The sequence below is a fragment of the Curvibacter sp. GW821-FHT01G03 genome (assembly GCF_059422285.1).
Genome location: NZ_JBWKWP010000029.1, coordinates 1 through 24,429, shown reverse-complemented (window position 1 = coordinate 24,429; position 24,429 = coordinate 1). Strand labels below are relative to the sequence as shown.

General features: G+C 62.5%; 24 protein-coding genes. 9 read left to right on the top strand and 15 right to left on the bottom strand.

Annotated features, from left to right (window positions below):
- Positions 1-4: 4 nt before the first annotated feature.
- The 9 genes from AC07VS_RS27155 to AC07VS_RS27115 all read right to left on the bottom strand — a co-directional run bounded on the left by AC07VS_RS27155 (position 5) and on the right by AC07VS_RS27115 (position 8,581).
- The gene (locus tag AC07VS_RS27155) at positions 5-979 is read right to left on the bottom strand and encodes a Bug family tripartite tricarboxylate transporter substrate binding protein (protein ID WP_492349739.1); all 975 of its coding nucleotides are present in this window, start codon (positions 977-979) and stop codon (positions 5-7) included.
- A 116-nt stretch (positions 980-1,095) separates the two neighbouring features.
- Positions 1,096-2,721 (bottom strand): bifunctional 3-(3-hydroxy-phenyl)propionate/3-hydroxycinnamic acid hydroxylase, encoded by a 1,626-nt coding sequence (locus AC07VS_RS27150; protein WP_494752518.1) that lies wholly within the window; start codon positions 2,719-2,721, stop codon positions 1,096-1,098.
- A gap of 27 nt (positions 2,722-2,748) precedes the next feature.
- The gene (locus AC07VS_RS27145; RefSeq protein WP_494752517.1) at positions 2,749-3,045 is read right to left on the bottom strand and encodes an NIPSNAP family protein; all 297 of its coding nucleotides are present in this window, start codon (positions 3,043-3,045) and stop codon (positions 2,749-2,751) included.
- 48 nt (positions 3,046-3,093) lie between these two features.
- Positions 3,094-3,939 (bottom strand): alpha/beta fold hydrolase, encoded by an 846-nt coding sequence (locus tag AC07VS_RS27140; RefSeq protein ID WP_494752516.1) that lies wholly within the window; start codon positions 3,937-3,939, stop codon positions 3,094-3,096.
- Positions 3,940-3,951: 12 nt separating this feature from the next.
- On the bottom strand, positions 3,952-4,554 hold the full coding sequence (locus tag AC07VS_RS27135; RefSeq protein WP_492349735.1) for an amino acid synthesis family protein: 603 nt from the start codon (positions 4,552-4,554) through the stop codon (positions 3,952-3,954).
- A 30-nt stretch (positions 4,555-4,584) separates the two neighbouring features.
- Entirely contained in the window at positions 4,585-5,067 is a 483-nt protein-coding gene (locus AC07VS_RS27130) for a VOC family protein (RefSeq protein WP_494658738.1), read from the bottom strand.
- Positions 5,068-5,081: 14 nt separating this feature from the next.
- Entirely contained in the window at positions 5,082-6,119 is a 1,038-nt protein-coding gene (locus AC07VS_RS27125; protein ID WP_492349733.1) for a WD40/YVTN/BNR-like repeat-containing protein, read from the bottom strand.
- A gap of 28 nt (positions 6,120-6,147) precedes the next feature.
- On the bottom strand, positions 6,148-6,942 hold the full coding sequence (locus tag AC07VS_RS27120; RefSeq protein ID WP_492349732.1) for an SDR family NAD(P)-dependent oxidoreductase: 795 nt from the start codon (positions 6,940-6,942) through the stop codon (positions 6,148-6,150).
- Positions 6,943-7,012: 70 nt separating this feature from the next.
- The gene (locus AC07VS_RS27115) at positions 7,013-8,581 is read right to left on the bottom strand and encodes an acetolactate synthase large subunit (protein WP_494658739.1); all 1,569 of its coding nucleotides are present in this window, start codon (positions 8,579-8,581) and stop codon (positions 7,013-7,015) included.
- A gap of 765 nt (positions 8,582-9,346) precedes the next feature.
- Between AC07VS_RS27115 and AC07VS_RS27110 the strand changes: the two genes are divergently transcribed.
- Positions 9,347-9,778, top strand: a complete 432-nt coding sequence (locus AC07VS_RS27110; protein ID WP_492349730.1) for a MarR family winged helix-turn-helix transcriptional regulator — start codon at positions 9,347-9,349, stop codon at positions 9,776-9,778.
- Positions 9,779-9,794: 16 nt separating this feature from the next.
- Here the strand turns inward: AC07VS_RS27110 and AC07VS_RS27105 are convergent, their stop codons facing one another.
- From AC07VS_RS27105 to AC07VS_RS27085, 5 genes are read right to left on the bottom strand one after another with little or no spacing between them, the layout of a single operon-like run.
- On the bottom strand, positions 9,795-11,090 hold the full coding sequence (locus AC07VS_RS27105) for an amidase (protein WP_494752515.1): 1,296 nt from the start codon (positions 11,088-11,090) through the stop codon (positions 9,795-9,797).
- Between the two features lie 37 nt (positions 11,091-11,127).
- On the bottom strand, positions 11,128-11,916 hold the full coding sequence (locus tag AC07VS_RS27100; RefSeq protein WP_494752514.1) for an ABC transporter ATP-binding protein: 789 nt from the start codon (positions 11,914-11,916) through the stop codon (positions 11,128-11,130).
- Positions 11,913-13,769 (bottom strand): branched-chain amino acid ABC transporter ATP-binding protein/permease, encoded by a 1,857-nt coding sequence (locus AC07VS_RS27095; RefSeq protein ID WP_494752513.1) that lies wholly within the window; start codon positions 13,767-13,769, stop codon positions 11,913-11,915. The genes AC07VS_RS27100 and AC07VS_RS27095 overlap by 4 nt, the downstream gene beginning before the upstream one ends.
- The gene (locus AC07VS_RS27090) at positions 13,766-14,788 is read right to left on the bottom strand and encodes a branched-chain amino acid ABC transporter permease (protein WP_494752512.1); all 1,023 of its coding nucleotides are present in this window, start codon (positions 14,786-14,788) and stop codon (positions 13,766-13,768) included. The genes AC07VS_RS27095 and AC07VS_RS27090 overlap by 4 nt, the downstream gene beginning before the upstream one ends.
- Before the next feature lie 20 nt (positions 14,789-14,808).
- Complete coding sequence (locus AC07VS_RS27085) at positions 14,809-15,963, bottom strand: ABC transporter substrate-binding protein (RefSeq protein ID WP_492349725.1); 1,155 nt, start codon at positions 15,961-15,963, stop codon at positions 14,809-14,811.
- A 367-nt stretch (positions 15,964-16,330) separates the two neighbouring features.
- On the opposite strand from AC07VS_RS27085, the gene AC07VS_RS27080 reads away from it, so the two are divergent.
- Genes AC07VS_RS27080 through AC07VS_RS27045 form a run of 8 tightly spaced genes read left to right on the top strand, consistent with a single transcriptional unit; the run spans position 16,331 to position 22,502 of the window.
- Positions 16,331-17,509: an acyl-CoA dehydrogenase family protein gene (locus AC07VS_RS27080; protein ID WP_494752511.1), complete on the top strand. Its 1,179-nt coding sequence runs from the start codon at positions 16,331-16,333 to the stop codon at positions 17,507-17,509.
- A gap of 31 nt (positions 17,510-17,540) precedes the next feature.
- Positions 17,541-17,915, top strand: a complete 375-nt coding sequence (locus AC07VS_RS27075; protein WP_492349723.1) for an IacB protein — start codon at positions 17,541-17,543, stop codon at positions 17,913-17,915.
- Positions 17,916-17,923: 8 nt separating this feature from the next.
- Positions 17,924-18,457, top strand: coding sequence for a nuclear transport factor 2 family protein (locus AC07VS_RS27070; RefSeq protein WP_494658745.1), 534 nt, complete (start codon positions 17,924-17,926; stop codon positions 18,455-18,457).
- Between the two features lie 17 nt (positions 18,458-18,474).
- On the top strand, positions 18,475-19,749 hold the full coding sequence (locus AC07VS_RS27065) for an aromatic ring-hydroxylating oxygenase subunit alpha (protein ID WP_494752510.1): 1,275 nt from the start codon (positions 18,475-18,477) through the stop codon (positions 19,747-19,749).
- Positions 19,750-19,769: 20 nt separating this feature from the next.
- Complete coding sequence (locus tag AC07VS_RS27060) at positions 19,770-20,246, top strand: aromatic-ring-hydroxylating dioxygenase subunit beta (RefSeq protein WP_494752509.1); 477 nt, start codon at positions 19,770-19,772, stop codon at positions 20,244-20,246.
- A 9-nt stretch (positions 20,247-20,255) separates the two neighbouring features.
- Positions 20,256-21,002: an SDR family NAD(P)-dependent oxidoreductase gene (locus AC07VS_RS27055; RefSeq protein ID WP_492349719.1), complete on the top strand. Its 747-nt coding sequence runs from the start codon at positions 20,256-20,258 to the stop codon at positions 21,000-21,002.
- Positions 21,003-21,027: 25 nt separating this feature from the next.
- On the top strand, positions 21,028-21,990 hold the full coding sequence (locus AC07VS_RS27050) for a PDR/VanB family oxidoreductase (protein ID WP_494752508.1): 963 nt from the start codon (positions 21,028-21,030) through the stop codon (positions 21,988-21,990).
- An 11-nt stretch (positions 21,991-22,001) separates the two neighbouring features.
- Complete coding sequence (locus AC07VS_RS27045; RefSeq protein WP_492349717.1) at positions 22,002-22,502, top strand: flavin reductase; 501 nt, start codon at positions 22,002-22,004, stop codon at positions 22,500-22,502.
- Between the two features lie 56 nt (positions 22,503-22,558).
- Here the strand turns inward: AC07VS_RS27045 and AC07VS_RS27040 are convergent, their stop codons facing one another.
- Positions 22,559-24,181 (bottom strand): methyl-accepting chemotaxis protein, encoded by a 1,623-nt coding sequence (locus tag AC07VS_RS27040; RefSeq protein WP_494752507.1) that lies wholly within the window; start codon positions 24,179-24,181, stop codon positions 22,559-22,561.
- Between the last annotated feature and the right edge of the window lie 248 nt (positions 24,182-24,429).

The window sequence follows — 24,429 nt, the reverse complement described above, 5'->3', positions numbered from 1 at the left end:
TGCGTCACTCCAGCTTGATGCCAGCCTCACGGATGATTTTTCCGTAGCGCACGGCATCTTTTTTCATGGCTGCCAGGGTCTGCTGCGGCGTTGTGGTCGCCACATCCATGCCCCGAACGGCATAGGTCCCACGGACCTGAGGCGACTCCATGACCTTGACCACGGCCTGGTTGATCTGCGACACCACTGCATCGGGCACCTTGGCGGGGGCAAACAAGGCGAAGACGGTCGAGGGAATGGTGCCGGGCTTGCCTCCGGCCTCCGCCAGTGTTGGCACATCAGGCAGGTACATGGCACGTTGCGTGTCACCCATGGCCAACAATCGAATCTTGCCGCTCTTGGCGTGGGCCTGCATCACCATGCCACCCGCCATCACGGCATCCACTTCGCCCGACAACAAGCCCAGCACAGCGGGTGCCACACCACGGTAGGGCACGTAGGAGAAATTCAGGCCATGGGCCTGCTTGAGCATCTCCATGCCGATGTGGTTGACATGGCCATTGCCTCCTGTACCGATGTTGACACCACCCGGTGCGGTCTTGGCGTATTTCAGGAACTCGGCAAAGTTCTTGACCGGAAGACCCTCACGCACCCCCACGAACAGGTTGACCCCTGCCAGATCGGATACCGGCTTCAGGGCCATCTCCCACTGATAAGGCATCTTGGCGTATAGCACCGGATTGGTGACCACGGCCAGGCGGTCCACCATCAGCAAGGTACTGCCGTCACCATCACCCTTGGTCACCACCTCCGTCCCGACGATGGCGTTCGCCCCGGGGCGGTTGTCCACCACAAAGGCCTTGCCGGTCTGCTTGCTGAGGGCATTGCCCAGGTCGCGGGCGAGCACATCAGGTTCTGTTCCTGGCGGGTAGGGGACCACAATGCGCACGGTGGCCGGCGGCCAGGACTGAGCCAACGCTGAGGTGGCACCGAGCGCCATCAGGCAGGCACTCAGAAGACAAAATTTCGAGCGGTTCATGGGGGGGCTTTCTTGTTGGAACGAAACACGGAAAACAGCCATGTCGGCCGCCGCCTGAGCGCGACCAGACACGACCCTGCAGACACGACCCTGCAGTCACGACGCGATGGAAAAAATCAAGCCTGACGCACCACCGTGCGACAGAACTCAGCCAGCTGTTCGGCTGCACCCGCCGCAGTGCCGGCAGCAGCCACAAAGCGGTCAGGGCGTATCAACACCCAGTCCACACCTCGGGCCTGAAACCAAGTGCCCAGGAGGTTCTCGGTGTCCTGAATGACATTGACCATCGGTGCCTCACCTGTGCAGCGATTCACCTCCCACGCGCTGCTTCGGGCCCTGACGGCAACAAACTGATCGCACTTGAGCAGTCGCAGCTGTTCCGCCAACGCGGGACTCATCTGCGCCAAGGGGTTGCACCGCCAACTGACCAGCGCAAAGCACCCACCGATCACGTCGTCCAGCTTGCGCGGCTCACCCGAAATCTGTTCGACCACAGGCTGAATGAACATGCGCCCCACCAGATCGTCGTGGCCGGCATGACCGCGGTTGAGCACCACGCCCTTGACAAAGCGCGGCATGGGCTTGAATTTCATCTGAAGCACGTAGTCGCGCACGCGCGGGACATCCTTGATCGCCAGAAAAAAGCGGTCCCTCAGCCAGGCCAGCGCACGATTGCGCTGCGACAGCACCGACCCGAAGAGGTCTGCCAGATCGATCATGGCCTGGGCGTGGGCATGGCGCTCGTCGTGGTAGCTGGCCAGCAATTCGGGCTTCATGCGGCCGCGCACGATCCAGGCCAGTTTCCAGGCCAGGTTGAAGGCGTCGCGCAGGCCGGCATTCAGGCCCTGTCCGATCCAGGGCGGCGTGATGTGGGCCGTGTCCCCCGCCAGGCAAACCCGATCAATCACAAAATCCTTGGCCACCCGCGAGTTATGGGTGTACACCCGGGCTCGGATCACCTTGAGTCGCTCGGGGTGCTCTACATGAAGGCTCAGCAACATCTGCACCTTGTCAGGCGTCAGCATCTGGTCGCCGTCCTCGCCCGGGAACAGCATGAACTCCCAGCGCCGCAGGCCGTAGGGCAGGCGAAGGCAGACATAGGGCCGGCGGGGCTCGCAATGCAGCGCGGTGTAAGGGGCATCGAGGGGGTCGTCCTCGCACTCGATGACCACCCATTTGTGCGGGTGCGTCTTGCCCTCGTAAGGCACCTTGAGGATGCCTTCACGCACGGTGCTGCGTGCGCCATCCGAAGCCACCAGATACTGGGCGCGCACCGTGCTCAAGCTACCATCGGCCTGGCGCAGAGTCGCGTCCACGCCCTGGTCATCTTGCACCAAAGAGATCAGCTCCACCCCCAGTGCCAACGTAACGTGCGGGTAACGAGCCAGCCCCTTGCGCAGGGTGGCTTCCCCCAGCGGCTGCGAGAACAGATTGCGACGGCACCAGCCGAATTCACGCGTGCTTGGCAGGATTTCGGCAAAGCACTGCTTGGCGGCCGTGTACATGCGCATGGGCACGTTCTGGATCATGTCGCGCAGCATGTCTTCGGCCAAGCCAGCGGCCTGATAGGTACGCAAGGCTTCATCGTCCAGGCCTACTGCACGCGGGAAATCCAGAATCGCCGGGCTTCGGTCGATCAGCAGGGTCTCGATCCCATAGCTGCCCAGCAGGTTGGCGATGGTGACCCCGCAAGGGCCAGCGCCAACGATCAGGACCGGAATTTCTTTCTTATCTTGGGTCATGTGGGGGTGATCGTGATTCGAGGGATGTCAAATAGGGCTCAGCAACTGGTTTTCCTGGCGGATCAACAGGTGTCGCACCGCTTTGCGAAACTCCGTGAAGCGCGGGTCTTGCAGCAACTGGGCACGCCGTCGGGCTCGTTCTTCGAAGTTGTCGAATGCCCACAGGAACTTCAGTTCATTGAGGTCGCCGCTCTCGGGCTGCAACAGGCTGACCAATTGCCCCAGGATGCCAACCTGGACCTCGCGCCCCAGTTCGTTGTAGGTTTTCACGTAGTCCCGCAGGCCGCCAGGGACCAGGGTGTAGGTTCTCAGTTCGTAAATCATTTGTTCGGGTTTCCGTCGAGCAGAAAAGACATCAGGACTGCAGTGCGATCAAGGCTGACGCGACAGGAATTGCCGCACCACCTGGTTGAAACTTTCGGGTTGATCGTCATGGATGTAATGGCCTGCATCCGCAATCTCGGTGGCTTGCAGCGTCGGGTTGAGGCGCAACATTTCACTCACCATCTCCGGCTGCAAATAGTCTGAACGGCTGCCACGGACCACCAGCACGGGGCATCGGATGGCTTGCACGCAGGGGCGCAAGTCGACCGCACGCGCCGGATCAGGCCCAAGCCGCGTTGCGGCGATGCCGGCATGGTCGTAACGCCAGGTCCATCGCCCCTCGGGGGTCTGTTTGAGCATCTGCTGCAGGCGCTGCTGCCGAGCCGCCTCAGACACGGTGGGACGAAGCGCCCGCATGAAGTCTGCAGCCAGTTCCCAGCTCTCGAAATGGCTCGGGGTGGTCGCCAGTTCCTTGCGGATCCTGGTCGCACCAGCGCTGACGTCGAAGGCACCTGGGCCGGCATCCTCGATCACCAGCCGATCCACCCGACCCGGGTTTTGCGCGGCATAGACCAACGCATTGATCCCTCCCATCGAATGCCCGAGCAGGTCGAAGCGGGGCAGTTGCAGGTGATCGACGAGCGCCGCCAGATCGGCCACGTAGGCATCGGTGTAGTAGTTCCACGCGGGATCCCAATCCGTCTGTCCGCGGCCACGCTGGTCAAAGCCGATGACACGGCACCCGGGCTGGAGCGCCGCGGCCACACCGGCGAAGGTCTCTGCATAGCCCCGGATGCCGTGCATCGTCACCAGCGGATGCGCGCTGGGTTCGCCCCACTCCGTGACATGAAAATTGAGCCCATTGAGAGGCAGTGTGTAGTCGCGACGTTCCATCACAGCCTCAGATCAGACAAGTCCGTCCACGCCCTTGACGTCAGCCGCCTTCAAGCCTCCCAGGCGGGCGTTGAGACGACCACGCGTGGCAAACGCCCAGCACACGATCACCTCATCTCGATTCGGACCGTCATTGAACAGCGCGCTGACCGTGTCATAGTGAGAACGCACATACAGTGCGTCCTTGTGTGCCAGCGGAATGTCCAGCACCGTGCCTGGGCTGCCTCGCTTGCCCGTGGACGGCACCCAGGATTTGCCGCCGCCCAGCGCGTCGCGGATCGGATTGGCGGCGGGGTTGGTCAACAGGGCGTTGCCATGCTCGTATTCACCGTCGATGCCAACCAGGATCGCCTTGCCATAGCTTTCGATGGCTTGCCCGTTGGCAGCTTGCTGGATACGGCGGCCGAACTCCTGGCCCAGTGCCACAGAGCCTTCGATCCAGGCGCTGAGGTCTGCTTCATAGCGACCGGCATAGGGGTTGTGAATGCATGCCGCCAGCACGAACTTGCGCAAGGGTTCACCGTCCGCGGGCGCGCCGGTCTCGCCGGCCAAGGTGTCTTCGACCTGCAAATACCACTTGCGGATGTGGAAGGCACCGAAATTGGGGGTTCTCATGGAAAGGCTTTCAATTCAAAGTGGATGGATTCAAAGTGGCGTCAGATCAAAAGGGAGGCTCGGGGCGTCGTAGTCACCCAGCAAGCGTTTGCCCTCTTCGTCGTCGTGAACGGTCTCAAGGAAGAACTCGAAGCGATGCCCGTCCGGATCTGTGAAGTACAGGCCATAGCCCACCGCGTGGTCCGTGGTCTTCACCACCGGCACGTTCTTGCGCAGCAACATGCCGTAGAGCCGGCGCAGGTCGTCCATCGACCCCTCGATCTCCAGCCCGTAGTGCTGCATGTTGATGTCGCCCCGTACCTCCGCAGTCGGACTGGCCGGGTCGACCTGGATCAGAGCGATGTCGTGGTGCTTCTGCCCGAATGAGAGAAACACCCACCGATCGCCCCGCGCCGTGACCTCCATGCCCAGCACGTCCTCGTACCAGGAGGCGGTCTCGAAGGGGTTCTTGACGAACAACGCCAAGTGGGTACGTCGGATGCGGGGTCGTACTTCAGTTAGTGGCGTAGACATGAAGCTCCCAGGGATCAGTTGATGGATTGCGGATGCGCATGGACCGGGGCCTCAAACGGTGTCCAGGCAATCGAGGTGATTTCACTGAACTCGCGCCACTCCTTGAACCAGGTACGACCTGCATCCGTAGAACGCAGCAGGTCGCCATACTTGGTCCCGGCAAAGACCAGGTCGGGGTCGGACGCATGCGAGCCGAAAGCCCAGACCGTTGAGTTGGGCGCGGTGTGCAGCAAGGTCGTACGCCAGGTCTGGCCGCGGTCTTCCGAGCGGTAGATCTTGGTGCGCGTGCCCGGTGTGCCATCGCCGATGGCCAGCAACAGCGCCTGCCCTCCAGCCCCGGTCACCTGGACCGTGCGGGTGTAGTACATGCCGTCAAACCGTTCTCGCGAAGGCTTGTGGACATACGACTTGCCGCCGTCAGTGCTTTCGCAGACCGAGTTCACCGTCAGCACGAAATGACGCATCGGGTCCTGCGCCGTGGCTGGCAGGATGGTGATGGCATGGATGTCAGAATTGTTGATGCCTGCACCGGGCACGTCCATCCGTTCCCAATGGTCGCCCTGGTCGGTGCTGCGCCAGGCGCCGCCCTCCTCCACGCCGAACCACACTTCGTGGTGATTCACCGGGTTGACGCACATCGTCAGAATCCGCGGTCGGTTGACGCCCTGACAAAACTCCGGAAGCTCGACACCCAGCCGCTCCCAGCTCAAGCCGCCGTCACGGGAGCGGCAGGTGAAAGCGCGAGAGGGCGCCCCGGTACCGGCGTAGACGACCTTCGGGTCCACCGGGTCGAAAGCGATCGCCCAGACCGTCTGACCATCCATGGGTGAGCTGACCCGGCTGAAATGAGCACCACCATCGGTGCTGAGGCACAAACCAGCATCGGCGCCCGCCAGCACTCGACTGGGGGCAGAGGGATCCACCGCCAGGGCTCGCACCGTGCCGTCGAACTCGATGGCCTCCTTGAGCCCCAGGCGATGCCAACTCGCACCGTTGTCAACGCTGCGCAAAATACCCTGGCCCGCAGTGGCCACAAGAATGGTTCCCTTCATGGGTGCTCCTTTGGGGTTGAATGAGCCATCAGATGAAGATGCCGCGGGTGATGCCACCGTCGACAGCGATCGATTCGCCCGTGATGGCGCCCGCTCTTTCGGAAGCCAGGAACAGCACGGTGTCTGCGATTTCCTGCGGCTGGAGCACGCGACGGATCGGGGTCACCTTGGCGTAATTGGCCTCGACTTGCTCGGGCGTGAGGCCCTGCAACTTGGCTTCCTTGGCGTACAGCTCATGGATGTGGGGGGTTTCCACCACACCCGGGTGAATCACATTGACGGTGATGCCCGAGGGGCCCAATTGGTCGGACAGTGTCTTGGTCAGGTGACAGATGGCCACATTGCGCATGCCCGACAGCTGCTTGCTGCCACGGCCGGTGAGGCCGCCGATGTTGATGATGCGGCCATAGCCGTTCTTCTTCATGTGTGCTGCCGCCGCCTTGGCGCAGCGCATGTAGCCCACCACCTTGATGTTGATGTCTTCCAGCAGGCCTTCAGGGCTGGCATGCTCGATTTCGCTGCGCACCAAACCGCCCGGATGGGCCGCCCCGTTGACCAGGATGTCGATGCGCCCGAAGTGCTGCGCAACCTGTTCAATCATGGCCTCGACCTGCTCGGTACTGCTCACGTCGGCCGGTGCGGCCAACACCTCGATACCGTACTGTTCGCTGATGTCGCGGGCCGCAGCCTGCAGAGGGCCCGCGCTGCGTGCGACGATCGCCACACGCACGCCTTCGGCGGCCAGTGCCTCGGTCACGGCACGGCCGATGCCCAGACTGCCGCCGGTGACCACAGCGACTTTTCCTTTGAGTTTCAGATCCACATTAGCTCCTGGTGATGGATGAGCGCAGCTGGCGCCCGGTTGGTTGGGATGACGCTGTTGAAGCCTGGGCTCACAGCGCCATTTCGATCAGGCTGGGCCCGGAAGCGGTGACCGCCTTGGCAAACTGCTCAGCCAATTCCTCGGCCGTCTGGGCACGCGAGGCTTTGACGCCGTAGGACTGCGCCAGCAAGACCCAGTCGATGCGTGGGTTCTCCAGACTGGTCATGGCAGCGGCTCGATCGCCGAGCGTGGCCCCGCCACGCCGCAGTTCGTTGCGCAAGATGGCGTATTGGTGATTGGCGGCCACCAGTACCACCACATTCAGCCCTTCATGCGCCATGCTCCACAGGGTTTGGATCGTGTACTGCGTGCTGCCGTCAGACACCAGGGCGACCACGCGCCGTTCGGGGCAGGCGATGGCGGCCCCCATGGCCACGGGCAGGCCCTGACCGATGGCCCCCCCCGTGTTGGTCAAGGTGGTGTGCACACGGGCCGCGGCAGAAGCGGCATAAAAGGGATACCCACAGGTTCCGCCTTCGACCGACACGATGGCCTGGTCTGGCAGCTCACGCGCCAGAACGGCCGCGATCTTCTGGGGCGTCAACTCACCCGTGGGCTGCTCCGGCATCGGCACCTGTGGCGCCACGTAAGCGGGTGCTGCCAGCGCCTCTGCCAGCGCCTCCAGCCGGGTGGCCGCGTCTTCGCCGGGCTGGCTCAGCAGCAGCAGACGGTCCTTGTTGACCATCTCACTCGCATGGCCCTCGTAGCCAAAGTAGGTCACCGGTGGCAGCGCCCCTGCCAGCACCACCAGATCGGATGCGTCGAGCACCTGGCGGGCGGGTTCCGGGAAGTACGGCAGGCGATCAAAGACCGGCAAGCCCTGCCCACGCTCCGAGCGAGCCGGGAAGGTCTCTGCGTAGGCGCGGCCTTGCAGCACCTGGCACAGGCGGGCCACGGCCTTTTGAGCACGCTCACCCAATCCGCTCAAGGCACCGCCACCGCCCAGCAAGAACATGGGGGACTTGGCTTGGCGAAGCGCCTGCACGCATGCGGCCAGGTCGAAATGCGAAGGCGACGACACGGCCGCGGCCTCGCACTCGCTGGCGCCGGCCTCTGTGCCAAGCGTGCCGTACTGATAGTCGGCCGGGAAGATCAGCGTCGCTGACTGCCCGCCATGGGCCAGGCTCTGCCGCACGGCCTGCGCCGCAGCCGGTGCGGCATCGGACACGCTGTCAATGCGATGCACCCAGCCGGACACAGGACGGGCCAGGGACTCGATGTCGGAGCTCAAGGGCGCATCGAACGGCAAATGCCAACTGGTGTGATCGCCGATGAGGTTGACGATCGGGGTGTGGGCACGCTTGGCGTTGTGCAGGTTGGCGATGCCATTGGCAAATCCGGGGCCCAGATGCAGCAGGGTGGCCGCAGGACGACCCAGCATGCGGCCATAGCCATCAGCGGCGCCCGTGCACACGTTTTCCTGCAATCCGATCACACAACGGACCGCATCCTGCGTCTCCATGGATCGAACCACGTCCAGTTCCGTGGTCCCGGGGTTGGCAAAGCAGGTATCCACGCCCTGAGCGGCCAGTTCGGCCAAAAGCAGGTCTGCGCCAGTGGTGTATTTTTCAGTGGTCATGTTTGCCACTTTATCGCATAGACGAAATTTAGCAATTACATACACTGATTGTCAGGATTTATATTTGTGTTTTGCTTTGCATTTTTTTGTGATATGCGTATGTTGATATTTTTTCAAGCAATCAACAAAAGTTACTGATCACCATGGCTGATGGCACAAAAGGGGCACCGTGGGGGCATGGGGCGGCGCGAGTCCGCGCGGCACCATGGCCAAAAGACCTCAAAAGGGGAGGTGGCGCGCGTGTGGCTCAACCACCTGGCAAACGGCGCATGCGGCCGACAGTGGTCCGGGCTTCGTACTGTGCCGATCCGGTTCAAACCCTGGGTCGTGCCTCCCAGAAGTGCCAGGGCAGGCCGCAACGCTTCGCTCAGCCTGCTGACAAACGGGCAGCCTCGGCCTCACACAAACCCATCGACGTTTGTTGCCGACAGCGGCCGCCATGCGGCCCTGCCTCGTCCGGTGCGATGGCAGACGCCGCACAAAACCTGGCCAAGATGAGGCGCCGAGGGCAATCACCCCGGTTGATCAGGCTCAAGACATTGCACGCCAATCGATGGCGTAATCCGCCCGCCGCGTGGGCACGGCCTTTGGGCGCCCCACTCCGGTCAAACAAATGCGTCCGCCGGCTTTGCCAGGCACGCCATCCGCTAAGATCCAAGTCAGTTTTCAACCCGGACAATCACGGCTGTGCGCTCTTCCAAACGCTCCAATCCATCCGACCCCGAATTTCATCGGGCCGATTGGCCCTTTTACTGGATTGCCCGAGTGAACACCCTCTACACGCAGGAAATTGAACGCGTGCTGAAGGCCGTCAATTGCGATGTACCGACCTACCGGGTCCTGGCCATCCTTCAGGAGCAAGGTGTCAGCAGCGTCTCCGAGATCGCCGTGCACGCAGTGGGCAAACTCTCCACCACCACGAAGATCGTCTACCGCATGAAGGCCGAGGGTCTGGTGAGTACGGAGACGTCCAAAAGTGACGGCCGGGTGACGATGGTGTCGTTGACGGACGCCGGCCGAGTCGCCCTGGGACGGGTGAAAGATGCCACCCACGGCCTGTTCGAGCGCAGCTTCGATGGCCTGACACCTGCCAAGCTCGAGAGACTGAATGAATCGCTGCGGATCGTGTTCCGCAACCTCAACGGCGGCGATCATCCCATTCTGGACGCAGTGGCATCAGACCCGGACCCTGCCTAGGTCCAGGTCGCAGCAATCACGCGGTGATGACCCGGTGCAGCGACTGCGCCACGGCAAGGAGCTTGCGTTCCTCGCGCGGGCGCCCCACCAGTTGCAGCCCCACCGGAAGCCCCCCAGGACCCAACAGCCCCGGGACGTTGACACAAGGCAGACCAAGCAGCGTCCACACCCGACTGAAGACCGGGTCGCCTGTGGCGCTCAGCCCGAGCGGCGCTTCGCCCGGCGCAGCGGGCACGAGCAGAGCATCGGCCTCGCCCATCAAGGCCAGAACCTCAAGCACACCTTGCTCAGCCAAGGCCTTCGCTGCGGCGTAAGCCTCCTGGGTGATGCCATGGCCAAGGGCAACCAGATCGCGGATGTGCTCGCTCACCCGGGTACCGTATTCGCTGATCTCGCGGCCCAGGTTCTGCGCCGCCTCTTTCGCCATCACAGTTTTTTGCGCCTGCAACAGGCCCGACAGCGACGCGGGCATGTTCAGGGAACTCACAGGCACCCTGGCGGCGGACAGCAAGCTGTGCGCCCTTTCCCAGACCTGCCCCCCGCCCGCATCGGCGCAGTCCCATTCATGGGTACGACAGCTCAGCAGGCGCATGCCGACAGCGTCTGGCAAAGGCTCGAAGCGCTCACCCGCGAGTGCCGCACGCATCAATTCCAGATCTTCCGTGCCGTTGGACAGCCAGCCCATGGTGTCAAGCGAAGGCGCAAACGCCTTCACACCCGCACCGCTGACCAGGTCATGGGTTGGCTTGAGGGCAAATACACCGCAATAGGACGCGGGGCGAATCAACGACCCCGCGGTCTGCGATCCAAAGGCCAGTGGGACCATGCCACTGGCCACAGCGGCGGCGGACCCACTGGACGACCCCCCTGGCGTGTGCGCAGTGTCCCAGGGGTTGGCCGTGGGTCCAGGAGTGAAATAGGCGAACTCGGTGGTGACGGTCTTGCCCACAATGACGGCATCGGCGGCTCGCACCAGCCGGACGACTTCTGCATCGGCTGCGGGGCGATGTCCCTCGTAGACCGCAGAGCCGTACCCGGTCGGCATATCTGCTGTGTCGATCAGATCCTTGACGCCCATCGGTACGCCGCCGAGCAGGCCTGCGGCTGAGCCGGTGGCCATGCGCGCATCCAGCGCACGGGCCTGTTGCAATGCGACGGCGGGATCCAGATGCTTCCAGGCCTGCAATGCAGGTTCGGCGTTGGCGATGCGTTCCAGGCTGTCCAGGAGCACGGCTTCCGCCGTGGTTTCGCGGCGTGCGATGGCCGCATGGATGGCCACCGCACTGGAGCGCGGGAGAATATGGCGGGTCATGTCTGAATCAAGCTTTCGAATCGGTCAGTTGCAAATATCATGAGCTCAACATCGCTTGATGCTTCGCCTGACTACCGAGATAGGCCTGCACGACCCGCGGATCGGCAGCCACAAGGTCTGCCGGGCCCGCCATCGCAACCTGCCCCAACTCCAAGACATAGGCGTAGTCGGCGATCTTGAGGGCGGCGAACGCGTTCTGCTCCACCAACAGGATCGAGACCCCCTGTTCACGCAGGCGCACGAGGATGCGGAAGATCTCACGAACGATCAGTGGCGCCAAACCCAAGCTGGGCTCGTCGAGCAGCAGCAGTCGTGGCCGGCCCATCAGGGCACGCCCCAGGGCCAGCATCTGGCGCTCGCCACCAGAGAGCGTCGAAGCCTCTTGCTGGCGGCGCTCCTTCAGGCGCGGGAACAGCGTGAAGACCTCCTCCAAGGCGTCGGCATGTCGGGCCTTGGGCTCTTTGCGAAACCGGAACGCACCAAGCCGCAAGTTGTCTTCGATCGACATACTTGAAAACAAGGCGCGGGTCTCAGGCACCATGCCGATGCCACTGCGCACGCGGCTGGCGATGCCGCGGCCCTCATCACGGCCCGAGCCGGTTTCATCTGCGACAACGATGCGTCCACTTGATGGCAACACCCCCATGATGGCCGACATCAGCGTGGTCTTGCCTGCACCGTTGGGCCCCACCACGGTGACGATCTCACCCTTCCGCACCCGCAGCGAGACACCGCTCACCGCACTGATCTTGCCGTAACTCACATGCAGATCGGACACATCCAGCAGCGGTGACTCGACCACCGCCGGTTTGGGCACAGCATTCATAGCGCAACTCCCAGATAGGCTTCAAGGACTCGCGGGTCCGACTGGACTTCAGCGGGCAGGCCTTCGACGATCTTGTCGCCAAACACCACCACCGCCACGCGATCAACCAGGTTCATGACGAAGTCCATGTCGTGCTCGACCAGCAGCACGGTCATGCCTTCTTCGCGCAGCTTCTGCAGCAACGCGCCCAGCGCCTGCTTCTCGCCATGGCGCAAGCCGGCTGCGGGCTCGTCGAGCAGCAGCACGCAAGGGTCACCACAAAGCGCGCGGGCAATTTCAATCAAGCGCTGCTGGCCCAAAGAAAGGCTGCCGGCTTCCGCTGCGAGATGGGCGCCCAAGCCCACGCGCTCCAGTTGGCGGCGAGCTTCGGCCAGCAAGCTCGCCTCTTCACGGCGGTCCAGCCTCATCACACTGGCCAGCAGGCCCTGTTGACCACGCAAGTGCGCACCAATGGCTACGTTCTCCAGCACGCTCATCTTGGGCAGCAACTTCACGTGCTGGAATGTACGCGCCAGACCCGCTGCTGCAATGCGCCGGGCATCCCAGCCTTGTACCGGCTGACCCAGGAATTCGATGTCACCAGAGGTCGGCACATCACAACACGAAAGAAGATTGAACAATGTGCTCTTGCCTGCGCCGTTCGGGCCGATCACGGCCAAGACTTCACCCGCACGCAAGTCCAGGTCGATCTCCTTGTTGGCGACCAGGCCCCCGAAGCGGCGACTCAGCCCACGTGCCTTCATCACCACACTGCCACGGCTGGGCATCTCCCGTCGCGGCAGCGACGCGGCAGCGCTTTCATCGATCCGCGGCAACGTGGCCCGGCGAGGCCCCAGATGGGTCTGGCACCACCCCGCCACGCCAACCGGCGCTCGGTGCATCAGCCAGATGATGAGGGCCCCGAACACAATCGCCTCGTAGTTGCCGGTGCTGCCAAACAGCTTGGGCAGCAGGTCTTCCAAGCCGTTTTTTGCCAAGACAAACAGCCCGGCGCCAACGATGGCGCCCCACAATTGACCGACACCGCCAATCAGTGCCATGAACAGGTAATCGATGCCGGCGTTGATGCTGAAAGGGGTCGGACTGACAAAGCGCTGCGTATAGACGTAGAGCCAACCCGACACACTCGCCATCGCTGCGGCCAACAGAAAAGCGGTCAACTTGGCACGAAACACATGGACGCCCATCGAGGCGGCCATGGCCTGTCCGCCGTTCAGCGCGCGGATGGCGCGCCCCGAGCGGGAGTCCAGCAGGTTTCGGATAGCGACGGCTCCCAGCAACACCAGCAACCAGATCAAATAGAAGATTTGCTCACCGCGTTCCAACGCCACACCAAACAGACGCAATCCAGGCAGATTGGCCAAGCCGGAATAGCCCCCCAGAGATTGAAAAGTGCCGAACAGGTAGTACAGAGCAATCCCCCAGGCAATGGTGCCCAGCGGAAGGTAGTGGCCGGACAAGCGCAAGGTAATGGCCCCCAACAGGCCGGCCACAAACAGTGTGACCAAGGTCCCCATCAGCAGCGCCGCCAGCGGCGAGCCGCCAGCCCAGGCCAACCAGCCCGGCAACGCTGTGCTGCTGGCCAGCCAGGCCGTTGTGTAGGCCCCAATGCCGACAAAGGCGGCCTGGCCAAAGCTGGTCAGGCCGGCTACTCCGGTCATCAGCACGATGCCCAGCACAACCAATGCCGCGAGGCCGATGTTGTTGAACAAGGTGACATAGAAACTTGGCAACAGAGGCACGAGCGCCAACAGGGCCACCGCCACGAAGAGCAAGGCCATGCTTCGCAGACGGGAGGCTCCATGCCAACGGGCCGGGCCGTGTTCAAGGGTAGGGGTAGAAATGGCGCTCATGCTTCCTCTTCGGAATGGCGGGTTGTCAAAGAGCGCCACAGCAGGAAAGGCAAGATCAGCGTGAACACGATCACCTCCTTGTAGTCACTTGCCCAAAAGGTCGAGAACGATTCGACCAAGCCGACCGACGTGGCGCCAAGCGCAGCGATCGGATAGCTCAACAGCCCGCCGGTCACTGCACCGACAAAGCCCTTGAGGCTGATCAGAAAGCCGCTGTCGAAATACAGCGTGGTCAGCGGCGCAATCAGAATGCCCGAGAGGGCACCAATGAAAGCCGCCAGGCCAAAGCTGAGCTGCCCTGCGAACTCAGGCGAAATACCCATCAGCTCCGCCCCGAGTCGATTCACCGAGGTTGCACGCAGCGCCTTGCCGTACAGCGTTCGATCGAAGAACACATAGAGGGCCGCAATGAGCAGCATGGAAGCGGCGATGACCCAGAGCGCCTGTGACTTGAACATCACCGGCCCGATCTCCACGCCGCCCTCGGAAAACGGCTCGCTGCGCGCACCTTCGGCGCCGAACATCAGCAGCGACAGCCCCACCAACACACCATGCAGCGCAATCGACACGATCAGCAGCACCAGGGAGTGTGCGGACGCAATCGGCTTGAAGGCGATGTCGTACAGCAACGGCCCCATGGGCACCACCAGCGCGAGCGTCAGCAGTGCCTGCACCACCATCGGCAAAGCTTGCAGTGGCAGGAGGCGCAACAGCGCCCAAAGGCCCGCGGCATAGCCCAGCATGAGCCAGTCGCCAGGACCCGGCCACTGACGCCTTGTCCAGAGGCCGCCCACGGCCCGTGCCACGGCCAGTCCCAACAACAGCCAGGCCAGGGCCATCGACTGCCCCGCCTGCATGCCCGCCATGGCCATGGCGCCGAAGGTGACAAACTCGCCCTGCGGTACCAACAGCACGCGTGTCACGCTGAACACCAGCACAATGGACAACGCAAGCAAGGCGTAAATGGCGCCGCTCGTGAGGCCATCCTGCCCCAGCAATAGAACGATCTGTGAATCCATGTCGATCAACTGTGGGCGGCTTACTTCAAGGCGGCCCACTGACCGTTCTTCACCGTGATGAGTTCGCGGCCCCGTTTGTCAAAGCCGCTGTGGTCCGCTGCGGTCATGTTGTAAACACCTTGGGTGGCAGCAAGCTCTTTGGTGTGCTCAATCGCATCGCGCAGCGCAGAGCGGAACTCCGGGCTGCCCGGCTTGCCCTTCTTCAAGGCGGCCGGAATAGCCGCCTGCAGCAACAGACCGGCGTCGTACACATTGGCGCCAAAGGTGGCTGGCTTGCTGCCATACAGTTTTTCGTAGTCGGCCACGTACTTGGTGGCGATGGCCTTGATGGGGTTGCTGGCTGGCATGTCGCCCAGCACCAGCATGCCGCTGGCAGCCAGGATGGTGCCCTCCACTTTCTTGCCGCCCAGTTTCAGGAAGTCGTCCAGCGCCGCACCGTGGGTTTGGTAGAACCTGCCTTTGTAGCCTTGATCGAACAGCGTGGTCTGTGGCAACACGGCCGAGCTCCCGGGTGCAGCGATCAGCACGGCCTCCGGGCGGGCTGCGAGGGTCTTCAGTGCCTGCGCCGTCACGGAGGTGTCACGGCGCTGAAAGCTCTCCGAAGTCAACAGCTTGATATTGGCTGCCGCCAGCAGCTCGGTCATGACCTTGGCCCAGTTCTCGCCATAAGGGTCGGCCGTGCCGATCAGGCTGACGCTCTTGATGCCGGTGGCCTTCATGTGGTCCACCAACGCGTTGGCGATCAGATCGTCGTTCTGCGTGGTCTTGAACACCCACTTCTTCTGTTCGGTCATGGGCAACACCACGGCTGCCGTGCCAACGGGCGCAAACATGGGCACACCGGCTTCTGCGGCGAACTGGATCACCCCCATGGCGTTGGGCGATCCGCTCGGGCCAATCAAGGCATCGACCTTGTCCTCGTTGATGAGCTTCTTGACGGCAGAAACCGAAGCCGTCGGATCTGAAGCATCGTCCAGCGAGAAGTACTCGATCTTCTGACCAGCCACCTCCTTGGGCAACAACGCCACGGTGTTTTTCTGGGGAATGCCGACCAAGGCAATCGGACCACTGGCCGAGGACACAACGCCGATTTTGACCTGAGCGAGCGCGCAGCCGGCAAAGCACAGGGCGCCGGCAGCGGCGATCAAGGCGGGGAAAACGCTTTTCAGAACCATGGAGAACCTCTTTGTAGTGCGGGTGGAAAGTTTGAATTTTGGTGGCGCAAGTTCTGCATATTTCATGCCAGATTCACGTTCCCATTCATGCTTTTCGCCGAGATTACAGATGGAATACGTTTCCTTACCCTAGGGAATTCCCGAAGATGAAGATCCTTAAATTAATCCAAAAGCGGCGATAAATCCCACTTTTGGTGCGATTTTCGCCTGGTGGCTGCACCAACAACTTCTTCAACTGCCCTGTTATTGTGCGAAAAATTTTTTCATTAATTAGTTGCCAATTCACGTTGTTTTGAGCTAACTTAAAAAATAGCTTCAACGCGTTGAGCCCTTTTTCGACGCAGCAACCCCACTACCGGAGACCCCGATGCTGACCCTGGAACCCGAGCGCACCACGCATGCCAGCCCCCCTTCGCCGGGCGGCGTGGCCCATCCCTCTTTTGACGATCTGCTGACCGACATCCGCACCCGCAGCGCCGAATTCTCGAAGCAGCGCTTCATATCGCCCGACGTCGTCGAGAGCTTCAAGCACCACGGCATGTATCGCGCGCTGGTGCCGCGGGCACTGGGAGGCGAAGAACGTTCGCCACGCTATTTCTGCGAAAAAGTGGAGCGCATTGCACAGGCCGACGGCTCGGCCGGCTGGGTAGCCAGCTTCGGCATGGGCATCACCTACCTGGCCTCGTTGCCCATCGAGACGCTGCGCCAGGTGTACGCGGCTTCGCCCGATGTGGTGTTCTGCGCGGGCGTGTTTCCACCCCAGAGCGCACCGGCCGTCGAGGGGGGCTTCGAGGTGTCAGGCCGCTGGAGCTTTGCCAGCGGTTGCATGGGGGCGAACCTCGTGGGTGTGGGCATTGCGCCGACGGGCCTGGCGGGCCAATCCCTGCCGCGCCTGGCCGTGATGCCGATCGCCAAAGCACGAATCGACCCCACCTGGGACGTTATCGGCCTGACCGGCACAGGGAGCCACGACATCGTGGTGGACAAGGTTGTCGTCCCCGAAGAATGGACCTTCGTGCGCGGCAGTCCGTCCACGCTGGACGCCCCCATTTGTCGCTACCCCAGCCTGTCGTTCGCCACGCAAGTATTGAGCGTGGTCTCGCTCGGCATTGCCCGCGGAGCGATCGAAGAATTGAAGGACCTGGCCACGGGCCGCACCTCTGTCACGGGCGCCCCACGCACCGCGGACCGGCCGCAGGTCCAGATGGACCTTGCACGTGCCGAAGCCACCCTGCGCGCCGCACGCGCGTTCTTCTATGACGCCATGGACGAGGTCTGGGAAACCCTGCTGCGGGGCGACACCCCCACTCAGGAACAGGTCAGCATGCTGCGCCTGTCGTCCACCCACGCCACCCGTGCGGGTGCCGAAGTCACCCGCAGCGTGCAGATGCTTGCGGGCATGACCGGCATCTACCGCAGCTGTCCACTGTCTACCCAGGTGCAAGACAGCCTGGTCGTGACACAGCACGCCTTCATGGGCGACATCACCTACCAAAACGCCGGCGCCATGTTGTTCGGCCTCAAGCCCTTGCCGGGCTACCTCTGATCTGACCTCATCGCCAAGGAGAACCCACACCATGACCACTGAAACCAAAATTCCACTGCGCACCCTGTTTTGCATCGGCGTGAACCAGAATTTCTTCGACGCCACCCAGGCGGAAACCAAGGACATCTGGAGCGCCTTCGTGCAGATGATGCAAGGCATTGCCGCCCTGCCCGGCGTCAAAGTTCTGGGCAACCTCGACGACGATCGCTCCATGGTAGGGCCGTCGGCGAGCTGGCCTTGGACGACCTACGTGCTGGCCGATGTGCCTGACCTGGAAACGGTGCATGCAGCTTGCAACCTGTTTCGCACCATCGGTGTCGGTGACGGCACCTACAAGCTGTGGAAGTACTGCAAGGTCGAAGCACGCGTGGGCCGCGAGCTGAGCATTCCGGCCTACGCGGCCTGAGCACCGCAATGACACTGCAACAGCAGATCGCCGACCTGCAACTGCAGGTGCAGCGCCTTCAGGCCGAAGGCTTGATCCGCGCCTGCATCACCCGCTACATGGCACTGTGCGATCGGCTCAACGCCGAGACACCGCTGCAGGAGCTGGCCGGCCTTTTCACCGACGACGCGACCTGGGAAGGCCGGGGTGCGCTCTATTCCGGCCGCTTTGGTGGCTACCGGGGCCGTGAAGCCATTGCTGCCATGTTCCGCACCTACATGCGGACCCCGGCGCACTTCGCCTTGAACGTCCACTTTCTCTGTTCCGAAACCATCGTGGTGTCGTCCGATGCCCTCAGCGCCGATGCGAGCTGGGTGATGTTGCAGACATCGACCTTTGCCGACCAGAGCTCCCACCTCAACGCCGCGCAGCTCACCTTGAAGCTGCGCTCTGAAGGCAGCGCCTGGCGCATCGCCCAGTTCCAGACCGAGAACCTCTTCAGCCGCCCCACCAGCGCCTGGAACAGCAGTGCGCTGCTGCCAGTCCCTGCCCAAGATCATTAATTCACAGAGCCACTCCCATGAATGCTCCTGCTCAACCGATTCATTTCCACCGCCCCATCGGCGACCTGGTCCAGTCCGACAAGGTCCACACCTCGCTCTACACCGACCCTGCCATCTTCGATGACGAGATGGAGAAGGTTTTCCGCAACACCTGGGTCTGGGTGGCGCACGTCAGCGAGGTGCCCGAGGTCGGCAGCTACAAGACCCACTGGGTGGGCAAAGAACCCGTCATCGTGGTGCGCGACCGCAAAAAGCAGGTGCGGGTATTGCTCAATCGCTGCCGTCACCGCGCCGCCACGGTGTGTGAACACAAGAAAGGCAAGGCCAACACCTTTGTCTGTCCCTACCACGGCTGGAGCTACGCGCTCGACGGCACCCTTCGCGGTGTGCCGCACCCAGAGAGCTATGGCGACATTCTCGACAAAGCGGAACACCCGCTGGTGAACCTGCGGGTCGAGGAATACGCCGGCATGGTGTTCGCCACCTTCAAGGACGACATCGAGCCCCTGGTCGACTACCTGGGCCCCGCCAAGAAGTGGATGGACCTGTTCATGAAGCAAGGTGGCAGCTTTCCGATCAAGGTCGGCGGCGAGCATCGCTTCACGTTTCCGGGCAACTGGAAGATCCAGCTGGAAAACACCACGGACGCCTACCACTTCCCCCTGGTGCATCGCTCATTTCTTCACTCCGTGGACAAACAGACCGAAGAGATGCTCGACTTCGTGGGGGGCAAGGGCTATGTCGAAGACCTGGGCAATGGCCACAGCGTGATGGTGATGATTCCGGACCTGATCGACCTGGAAGCGGATCTGGAGAGGCCCATCCCAGACCGGTACATCGAGTTGGCCGACGCGTTGCGCGCCGAGGGCCACGAAGAGGCCAAGGTGCGACAGATCGTGCGCGCCGTGGGGGGCTCGGGCTTCAACCTGAACCTGTTCCCCAACATTGCCTGCTCGATGGCCTTTTTTCGGGTTTTGCAACCGATTTCGGTCAACGAAACCGAGATCCACCACAGCGTGATTCTGATGGACGGAGGCCCCCCGGCCGGCAACCGAGCCCGGCTGCGCATGCACGAGCACTTCCAGGGCCCCTTGGGCTTTGGCACGCCGGACGACTCGGAAGCCTGGGAACGGGTTCAGGCCGGCGCCCATGCCGGGCGGGACCTCTGGGTACTGCTCAACCGCGGCCTGCCCGCGGAAAAGAAGACCGCCGATGGTGTGGCCGGTGATGTGAGTGCCGAGACCGGCATGCGCGCTGCCTACCAGCAGTGGAAAAAACTGATGACCGCCTGAGTCACGGAAGAGAGAAAAAAATGAACACGACGCTGCTGCAAGAAGCAACCGCCTTCATCTGGGCCGAAAGCGATATGCTGGACCACAACGAGTACCAGGACTGGCTCCTGCTTTGGGCGCCGGAAGGCCTCTACGTGATCCCGATCGACCCGAACGAGACCGACCACGAGAACACCCTGAACTACGCCTACGACGACGCCCAGATGCGCAGCAAGCGCGTGGCGCGATTGACCGGTGGCGAAGCCATCTCATCCGCCCCGGTGGCGCGCACAGTGCGCAACGTATCGCGCCTGCGCCTGCTGAGCGACGACGGCACCAAGGTCACGGTGCGTTGTGCCCAGGACTTGCGCGAGTTCCGCAAGGACCGATTTCGCGAGCACACCTCCGATGTCACCTACGAACTGCTGCGCGTGGGTGAGGGCTTCCGCATCCACCGCAAGATCGTCAAGCTCATCAACTCGACCGACACGCTCACCGCCGTCGGCTACATCCTCTGAGGCCAGGCCATGGCAGAACGACAAAACGCCCTGGTCACAGGTGCCGCCAATGGGCTGGGCCTGTTCATCGCACAGGCCTTGCACGCCGCCGGCTACCGCGTTGCGTTGAGCGACCGCGACGGCGTGGCCGCCGAACGTGCCGCGCGGGAGCTGGATCCCAGCGGCGACAGCACCCTGGGCCTGGCCCTGGATGTGGTGTCCAAATCAGCGTTCGAGCAGGCGGTCGATGCCCTTGCAGCACGCTGGGGGCAGCTGCATGTGGCCGTGAACAACGCAGCCGTGACGGTGACCACACCGGTGATGCAGATCACCCCTGAAGAGTTTGAAGAGGTGCTGCGAATCAACCTGCGCGGGACCTTCCTCGGTTGCCAGGTGTTTGGCGCCCGCATGGCCAGCCACGGCTATGGCCGCCTGATCAACATCGCCTCACTTGCCGGGCAGAACGGCGGCACGGCCTCGGGCGCGCACTACGCTTCGTCCAAGGCGGGCATCCTGACCCTGACCAAGATCTTCGCCCGCGAACTGGCCGCCAGCGGAGTCACCGTCAATGCCATGGCCCCCGGCCCGCTGGACTTGCCCTCCGTGCGCAAGGCCGTGCCGGCCGACAAGCTGGAGAAGCTGCTGGCAGCCATCCCCGTCCAACGCCTGGGCAATCCGCGCTTCATCGCAGCACAAGTCGTGCAACTGGCCTCGCCTGAAGCTGATTCATGCACTGGCGCTGCATGGGACGTCAACGGCGGCATCTTCATGCGCTGAAGAGCATCGAGAGAAGGAAACAACCATGAACGCCACCACCCACCAGGTTGTCGTCAAGCGCAGAGAGATTCAAGGCGACGGCGTCGTTGTGCTGGATCTGCAAAGCGCAGACGGCCGCAGTTTGCCCAGCTTCGAGGCTGGCGCCCACATCGACGTCCATCTGGCGCCCGACCTCGTGCGCCAATATTCGCTGTGTGGCGACCCCGCCGAAAAAAGCCGGTATCGATTGGGCGTGCTGCGTGACCCATGCTCCCGCGGCGGTTCGCTTGCGGTCTTCGATCGGTTCAACGAAGGCACGGTCATCACCATCGGCGCGCCACGCAACCATTTCCCCTTGGTCCCGGAGGCGCAGCACAGTGTGCTGGTCGGTGGCGGTATCGGCATCACGCCCATGATCGCCATGGCGTATGCCCTGTCAGCGGCGGGCAAGGGCTTCGAGTTGCATTACTGCGCGCGCTCCGCCGCAAGCAGTGCCTTTTTGGAGGAACTGGCCACGGCCCCCTTCGCCGACAAGGTGCGCCTGCATTTCGACGATGCGGGTGACGCGGGCCGACTCCAGATCGCTCCGGTGTTGGCTGCAGCGGGCACGGCCTCTACCCACCTGTACGTCTGCGGCCCATCGGGCTTCATGGACTGGGTGATCGGCAACAGCGAACAACATGGCCTGCCCCCAGCGCAGATCCACCGTGAATATTTCAACGCCGACGTCGACACCCACGGTAGCGCCTTTGAAGTGGTGGCCGCGGCCAGCGGCAAAACAGTGCAGGTGCAAGAGGGACAGAGCATCGTGGCGGCGTTGAAGACGATCGGCATCCTGGTGCCGGTCTCGTGCCAGGAAGGCGTCTGCGGCACCTGCGTCTGCACGGTCCTTGAGGGTGAATGCGATCACCGCGACGTCTACCTCACCGACGAAGAAAAGACTGAAAACGACCAGATCATGACGTGCTGTTCGCGCGCCCAATCTGCCCGACTGGTGCTGGACATTTGAAGGGGTTCACCATGATTTCGATTCCTGAATTCAGAAACGGCATGTCATTGCTGGCCGGTGCGGTCAACGTGATCACCACCGACGGAGCCGCCGGCCTGGCGGGCTTCACGGCGTCAGCGGTCTGCAGCGTCACCGATCAGCCGCCCACCTTGCTGGTCTGCATGAACCGATCGTCTTTCGCGCATCGTTTCTTTGTGGAAAACCGCTCGATCTGCGTCAATGTGCTGTCGGCCGCGCAGCAGGACCTGTCGGCCCTGTTTGCCAACCGCGATGTGACGATGGAAAGCCGCTTTGCGCAGGTGGCCTGGCTGCCCTTGAGCACCGGCGCGCCCGCCTTGGAAGGCGCGCTGGTCAACTTTGATGGCGTCATCACCCACATCCACGACGTGGGCTCGCACAGCATCTTCATCACGGAATTGCGCGACATTCGCCTGGCCTCTGAGAGTTCCCAGGGACTGGCCTACTTCAACCGCGCCTACCACCGCTTGGGCGAAGCACAAGCCAGCGTCTGACAAGATCAGGGATAAGGTCGACCATTCACAGGCCGGCCAACACAGGCCCCCAGCGCTCAGCTCAAGCGGGGAGGTGGGGGGTGACCCAGTGACCGTGGGTTGCCGTGCGCTTGGAACTTGGTGTCAAGTTGACGCAACGGCGGCTGACTGGCACCAACCTGGAAGAAAGCCAGCACGCTGTCCAGGGCCTCCGTCTGACTTCTGAGGCTGTCGGCCGCAGCAGCAGCCTCTTCGACCAAGGCAGCGTTCTGTCGCAGGCCCTCATCAATTTCGCTCACCACACCATGGATCTGAGCGACACCCTGAGCTTGCTGGGCCGTGGCCTCGGAGATCCGGATGATCAGATCAGCCGCCAACTCGCTGGCCTTCACCATCGACGCCATCGTGCTGCGGGCCTCAGTCACCTGCACAGATCCGGCTTTCACGGTCTGCAGATTGCCCTGGATCAGATCCTTGATCTCTTTGGCAGCCTGGGCGGAACGCTGAGCCAAGCCTCGCACCTCATTTGCCACCACCGCGAAGCCCCGCCCCTGCTCGCCCGCTCTTGCCGCCTCCACCGCCGCATTCAGGGCAAGTATGTTGGTCTGGAAGGCGATTCCATCAATCACACCCAGGATGTCTGCCATGCGCCTGGAGGACGCCGATATGGCCTCCATGGTCTGCACGATGTGCTCTGTTTGCTGACCTCCGGAGCGCGCCTGCCGCGAAGCCTCACGCGCCTGCACCTGCGCCTCTTGCGAGGCATCAGCGTTCTCGTGCACCGCGTTGGCGATCAATTCAATCGAGTGCGTGGCCTGTTGCAATGCAACGGCCTGCCGCTCAGTGCGGCTGGAAAGGTCCAGGTTTCCCGCCGCGATTTCTGTCGAAGCCGCATGGATCGAGGCAGACGAACGTATCACCATCTCCATGGCTTCATGCATTCGCTCGACCATCCGTCCAAGGGCACTCATCATCCGCCCAGTCTCATTGTTGGCCTGTGCCCCGATGTGAAGCGTAAGGTCACCGGCTGCCACCCGGTCGGCCATGTGAACCGTGGTGTTCAAAGCCATGGTCACTGATCGGTAGAGCAGCACGCCAGCCAATGTCGCCAACACAGCGCCCGCCAGCGCCGTGATCCATGTGATGCGCCGACTCTTGTCGCCCAGCGTGACGATCTCGGCGAACGATTGATCCTCTGCTGCCTTTTGTTGCCTCGCGAACTCAAGGGCCGCTGCTTGACTTTGCTGAATCAAGGGATCCAACTTGTCTTCAAAGACTTGGTTGACCTCATCGGTCTGCAGTTGCCGACCCAAGTCGATGACCTTGTCACGCGCAGAACGTGTGCTTTGAAGGGTCTGCTGGAGGCTTTTCAACGCTGTGGCATCTGCACTGCTCAGAGGCAGGGACAGCAGCCTCTTCAAAGCCTGATCGATCTCTGCACTGGCATTCAACGCAGAGGCAATTTCTCGCTCCACCTTGTCGGGCTCAACCTGCACCGAAAGACGGCGCAGATACAGCTCTTCAGCCTTCCCTGCCGATTTCAGCATCATCGCCAGCTCATAACGTGCGCGGGCTTGCGCCACCGGGCCCTGCACCAGATCCTGGGACTGGACGGCTGCCCAGTAACTCATGGCACTTTGCCCCAGCAGAATCATCACCACCAAACCAAAGGCCACACTGAGCCGGTGAGCAATCGTCATATCTCGAATCCCGTGGATGACTTCGGACGGCCCTGCTACGATGAACAGTGGCGAAAGCCCCGACTGACGAGGCTGGAAATTGGAGCGTGGATCAGTCTTTCACCAGTCCCTGCTTGGACAGCAGCACCAGCTGCCCCTGCGCATTCACCACCCCCGCCGTCAGCCCCAGGTGATCGGGCCTCACCTCGGTCTTGAAGCTGACCCCACCGTCCTGGCTTTGCAGGCGCAGCCCATCCAGCCCCACACCA